This is a genomic window from Pseudomonas sp. S4_EA_1b (genome assembly GCF_016307435.1).
Taxonomy (GTDB): domain Bacteria; phylum Pseudomonadota; class Gammaproteobacteria; order Pseudomonadales; family Pseudomonadaceae; genus Aquipseudomonas; species Aquipseudomonas rhodesiae.
In genome coordinates this window covers 1-5,260 of the sequence record NZ_JAEILC010000116.1, presented here as the reverse complement: position 1 = coordinate 5,260, position 5,260 = coordinate 1, and the positions used below count along the sequence as shown (strand labels likewise).

At 62.4% G+C, this 5,260-nt stretch carries 2 protein-coding genes; both read right to left on the bottom strand.

Annotation, left to right across the window (positions count from 1 at the left end):
* Positions 1-190: 190 nt before the first annotated feature.
* Positions 191-2,608, bottom strand: coding sequence for a glucose/quinate/shikimate family membrane-bound PQQ-dependent dehydrogenase (locus YA0848_RS29945; RefSeq protein WP_034096080.1), 2,418 nt, complete (start codon positions 2,606-2,608; stop codon positions 191-193).
* 574 nt (positions 2,609-3,182) lie between these two features.
* Positions 3,183-5,201, bottom strand: a complete 2,019-nt coding sequence (locus YA0848_RS29940) for a TonB-dependent receptor (protein WP_169902730.1) — start codon at positions 5,199-5,201, stop codon at positions 3,183-3,185.
* Between the last annotated feature and the right edge of the window lie 59 nt (positions 5,202-5,260).

Sequence of the window (5,260 nt, the reverse complement as noted above, 5' to 3'; positions counted from 1 at the left end):
GCAAGCCCGCTCACCACAGCCGGTCTGCTCACCACAAGAACCGCATGTTTTCGAAGGCTTGTAGATATCTGTGCCCCTATGGCGGCGGGGCAGTGAGAACTTTTTATTGGCTGACCAGCAGCCGTATTGAACCCATAAAAAAGGCGGCTACCCGTAAGGGAAGCCGCCTTTGTCTTGCCGCCGGTAACGCTTATTCCGGCAGTTTGAACGCCATCACATAGTCACCCTGCTTGGTGCCCAGGGAGCCGTGACCGCCGGCCATGACCAGCACGTATTGCTTGCCGTCCTTGCCGGTGTAGGTCATCGGGGTGGTCTGGGCACCGGCTGGCAGGCGGCCTTCCCACAGTTGCTTGCCATTTTTTACGTCATAGGCACGCAGGTATTGGTCGAGGGTGCCGCTGAGGAACGCCACACCACCGGCCGTGGTGAAGGTGCCGCCCAGGCTCGGTACGCCCATGGTCAGTGGCACTGGAACCGGCGAGCTGTCACGCACGGTGCCGTTTTTGTGCATCCAGATGGTCTTGTGGGTGGTCAGGTCGACCGCCGCCACATAACCCCACGCCGGCGCCTGGCAGGGCAAGCCCATCGGCGACAGCAAGGCTTCAAGGATCACACCGTACGGTGCGCCTTTGTTCGGCTGCACGCCTTCGGTTTCGCTGACACGCGGGCCTTGCTTGGCGATGTCGGCGGCCGGGATCAGTTTGGATTTGAACGCCATGTAGCTCGGGTTCACGAAGGCGATCTGACGTACTGGGTCGACGGAAATGCCACCCCAGTCGAACACACCAAAGTTGCCTGGGTACACGATCGAACCCTGCAGCGACGGCGGGGTGAACGGACCGTCATAGCGCATGGATTTGAAATCGATACGGCACAGCATTTGGTCGAACGGCGTCACACCCCACATGTCACGCTCTTTGAGCGGTGGTGGCATGAAGTTCAGTTCGGACTTCGGCTGAGTAGGGGAGGTACGGTCGCCCGCGACTGCGCCCTGAGGCACGGCCACTTCGTGGATCGGCACCACCGGCTGGCCGGTTGTACGGTCCAGCACGTAGATGCTGCCCTGTTTGGTCGACGCCATCACCGCCTGCTTCACGCCGGCTTCGGTCTTGATGTCGATCAGCGAAGGCTGGCCGCCAACGTCCATGTCCCACAGGTCATGGTGAGTGAACTGGAAGGTCCACTTCACATGGCCGGTGTCGATGTCCAGGGCGGTCAGGCCCGCAGCGTACTTCTCGGATTCATCGGTACGGTCGCCGCCGTACTGGTCGGGCATCTGGTTGCCCATCGGCAGGTAGAGCATGCCGAGTTTTTCATCCACGGCGAACATGGACCACATGTTCGGCGAGTTACGGGTGTAGGTCTTGCCCTCGGCCAACGGGGTGGTGTCGTCCGGGTTGCCGCTGTCCCAGTTCCACACCAGCTTGCCGGTGTGCACGTCGAACGCACGGATCACACCGCTTGGCTCGTCGACGGAAACGTTGTCGGTCACATGACCACCGATCACCACCAGGTTTTTGGTCACGGCCGGTGGCGAGGTGGAGTAGTAACCGCCTGGGGCGAAGCTACCGATATTGGCGCGCAGGTCGACTTGGCCTTTATCGCCGAAGTCTTCGCACATCTTGCCGGTGTCGGCGTTCAGGGCGATCAGGCGGGTGTCGGCGGTCGGCACGAAGATGCGTTTCGGGCAGGCATTCGGCGCGGCGGCCGGGCTGGCGCTGCCGGTTGGGCTCTGCTCGGAGGCGTAGACGGCGTCGTCGTGATACGACACGCCACGGCACGTCATGTGCGCCCAGCCCTTGAAGTTCTCGGCACCCTGGCTGCTGATCTTCGGATCGAAGCGCCAGATTTCCTTGCCGGTGTCTGGGTCCAGAGCGATGACCTGGCTGTGCGGCGTGCACACGTAGAGCATGCCGTTGACTTTCAGCGGGGTGTTTTCCGCCGTGGTCTCGCCCGGATCGTTAGGGCCAGGGATGTCGCCGGTGCGATAGGTCCACGCCGGCACCAGTTTGTGCGCGTTCTCCGGGGTGATCTGCGCCAGCGGCGAATAGCGATCACCAAAGGCCGAACGGCCGTAGGAATTCCAGTCGCCATCGGCCTGGGCCGGTGCAACGCTGGCCATGCCCGGTACAGCGTCACGGTCCAGCTCGCCGGTCTTGACCATTTCACCGGGGTTGGTGAATTGGCTGGCCAGGGCGGTCGCACCGGCCAGCACCACGGCCACGCTCAGCGCGCCGGTGCCCAGTGGCGCAGGTTGACCACGCAGCAACGGGCGACGAACCCACGGCAGCAACATGACGATGCCCAGGGCGAACAGCAGCGCCAGACGCGGCACCAGTTGCCACCAATCCAGGCCGACTTCCCACAGTGCCCACACGGTGCTGGCGAACAGCACCAGTGCGTATAGGCCCAGTGCCGCGCGGCGGGTAGCCAGCAGCAGAATGCCGGTGAGGGTGATACCGATACCGGCCAGCAGGTAGTACAGCGACCCGCCGAGCGTGGTCAGCTTGATACCGCCGGCCAGCAGGGCCAGGCCCATGATCAGCAGCAAGACGCCGAGCAGCCTGGGCAGCAGGCGGCTTGGGCTCGAAGCACCATCAGTGCTCATAGTGTGTTTCTCCGTGACGTTGGAATAATTGTGTAACCCCGTGCTTCACTCACTGTAGATGACGATTCGGCGCGGGCTTGGTTCAGCGTTATTTCGGTTTTTGTGGGGGATGGCGCGGGTTATCCACCGGCGGGCGATTGAACCCCAGGCGCAGGTCGAGATAAGACAGCGCTGTCTTGGGTATGGGAGATATTCGGCAAGATGGGATCGACCGCAGGCGTGAAACGTTTCAGTTTGTTGCGGCAAGGATAAAGAGATGACGCGCCGAGAGAAAGCGCAAATCGCAAGATGCATCATTTCCGATTTGGTAACAGTGACAGAACGTCGCTGCATGCATGGCGGTTTCAGCCTTGAATTGAATGGCGAGCGAACTGCCCCGCGCGGGGCAAGCCCGCTCACCACACCGTTGTGGGTCAGCCTGTGAGATCTATGTAAATGCCGATGGCCATCGGGGGCAAGCCCCCTCCCACAGCGCGGGTATCTATATTTTCTTTGCTGAAAAGAAGCGGCTCTTTTGTGGTGAGCGGGCTTGCCCCGCGCGGGGCGGCGCCTTCACCACAAGAACCTCGGCTTTTTAAAAGGTCGTACGAATGCCCACCTGCACGCTGCGTCCCGGTGCCGGGGCGATGTCGCGCAGGATCGAGCTGGCGTAGCGCACGGTCTGGTTGGTGAGGTTTTCACCGTTCACAAAGGCCAGCCATTGGCTGCCGCCGACGTTGAAGCGGTAGCCGGCACTGGCGCCCAGGGTGGTGTAGCCGTCGGTGCCGCTTTCGTTATCCGGTACGCGGCCCTGGCCGGCGGCATGCTCCACGTCGATGCGCGCCTGCCAGCGGTCCAGTTCCCACAGCAGGCCGCTGTTCAAGCGCAATGGCGCAATGCGCGGCAAGGCTCCGCCGGTATCCAGGTTGGTGGCGCGGGTGTAATCGCCTGACAGTTCCAGCGCAAATTTCCCGTAGGCGCCTTCTCCAAGTTTCCAGTGGTCCTGGGCTTCGAAGCCGGCGAATCGCGCACGCACACCGGAATATTCGTACTCAGGGATGCCGGCCGGGTCTTCTTCACCTTCGTCGTTCAGCGTACGACCGGTGCCCAACAAACCGATGTAATTGGAGAAGTGGCTGTAGAACACACCGAAGCTGCCCTTGTGGGTGTCATTGTCGAAACGCAGCGCCAGGTCGCTGGATACGGCTTTTTCTTTGTTCAGATTGGCGTCGCCCAACTCGAATGTGCCGGTAGCGACGTGGGCGCCGTTGGCGTACAGCTCATAAAAGGTCGGTGCCCGCTCGGTGTAGCCCAGGGTTGCGGCCAGGGACCAGATCGGCGTCAGCGTATACACCGCGCCCGACGAGAGGCTGCCGGCGGTGAAGTTATTGCTTTGGTCAGCCGCGGCGAAATGCGCGTTGCCCTTGGCGTCCGGGTCGACTTGGGTGTGCTCCAGGCGCCCGCCAAGGCTGAGCTTGAGGCGTTCGGTGGCTTGCAGTTCTTCGAGGATAAACAGTGCGCCGGCGGTGGTGTCGGTCTGCGGCACGAAGGCTTCTTCACCCAGGGCCGAGAACTCGTTGCGCGTCACCTGGGCACCGACCACGCCGTCCAGGGGGCCGATCGGCTGATGTCGCGCTTCCACCCGTGCTTCGTAACCTTTGTTCTTGAACACTGTGCCGGTTTCGCCGCCTTCGATTTCGCGGTGTTCGTAATCGGTGTAGCCCGCGTCGAGTTTCACTGAGGTAAACGGCCCCTGGAGGTTGCGGATCTCCGACGCGAACGCGTAGTGATCCTGCTGCATGCGAATACGCACGTCCTGTTCAGCGGGCGAGCCGTAGTTGCTGTCGTAGTTGCTGTAGGACAGCCCGGCGTAACCGTCGTCCCAGGTGTAGGAGCCGCCCACCGCGCCGCCGTCCTGACGCCCGTCGCTGTTACCCAGGCGCCCGTTTTTGCCGGGGCCGTCGTCGCTGTCCGGAGCGTGGCGGCTGCGTGCGCTACCGGGGATTTTCAGGTCATTGAACGACCGCGCGCTGGCGTCCAGATGCAGCGCGAACATGCCGTTGCCGGCCTCCAGTTTGCCGGCGCTGCTGCGGGTGGTGTCCGCGCCGCCGTAGCGCAGCTCGCCGGCACCGTGGATGCCTTCGATAGCTTCGGTGGGGATGCGGTTATCGAAGGTATTGACCACGCCACCGATGGCGCTGCCGCCATACAACAGCGCGGCGGGGCCCCGCACGATCTCGATGCGCTCCACATTGACTGGGTCCAGCGGCACCGCATGGTCGTAAGACAGCGACGACGCATCCAGCGCGCCCACGCCATTGCGCAGCAGGCGAATGCGGTCGCCGTCCTGGCCGCGAATAATCGGTCGGCTGGCGCCTGGGCCGAAGTAGGACGAGGACACCCCCGGCTGTTTGTTCAGGGTTTCACCGAGGCTGCCTTTTTGCTGCAAGGTCAGTTCATCGCCCTCCAGCACGGTGGTGGGCGAGGCCAGTTGTTCACTGCCCAGCGGATTGCCGGTGACCACTTGGGTCGGCAGTTCCAGAGCATGGGTTTCGGTGCAGATCAACAGAGCGGCGGCCAGTGGAGTCAAGCGCCAGAGGAAGGGGAGAGACATCGGACATTCCTTGGAAAAACGGCGAAAAGATTTGAAAGTTATAGTTACAATATAACATC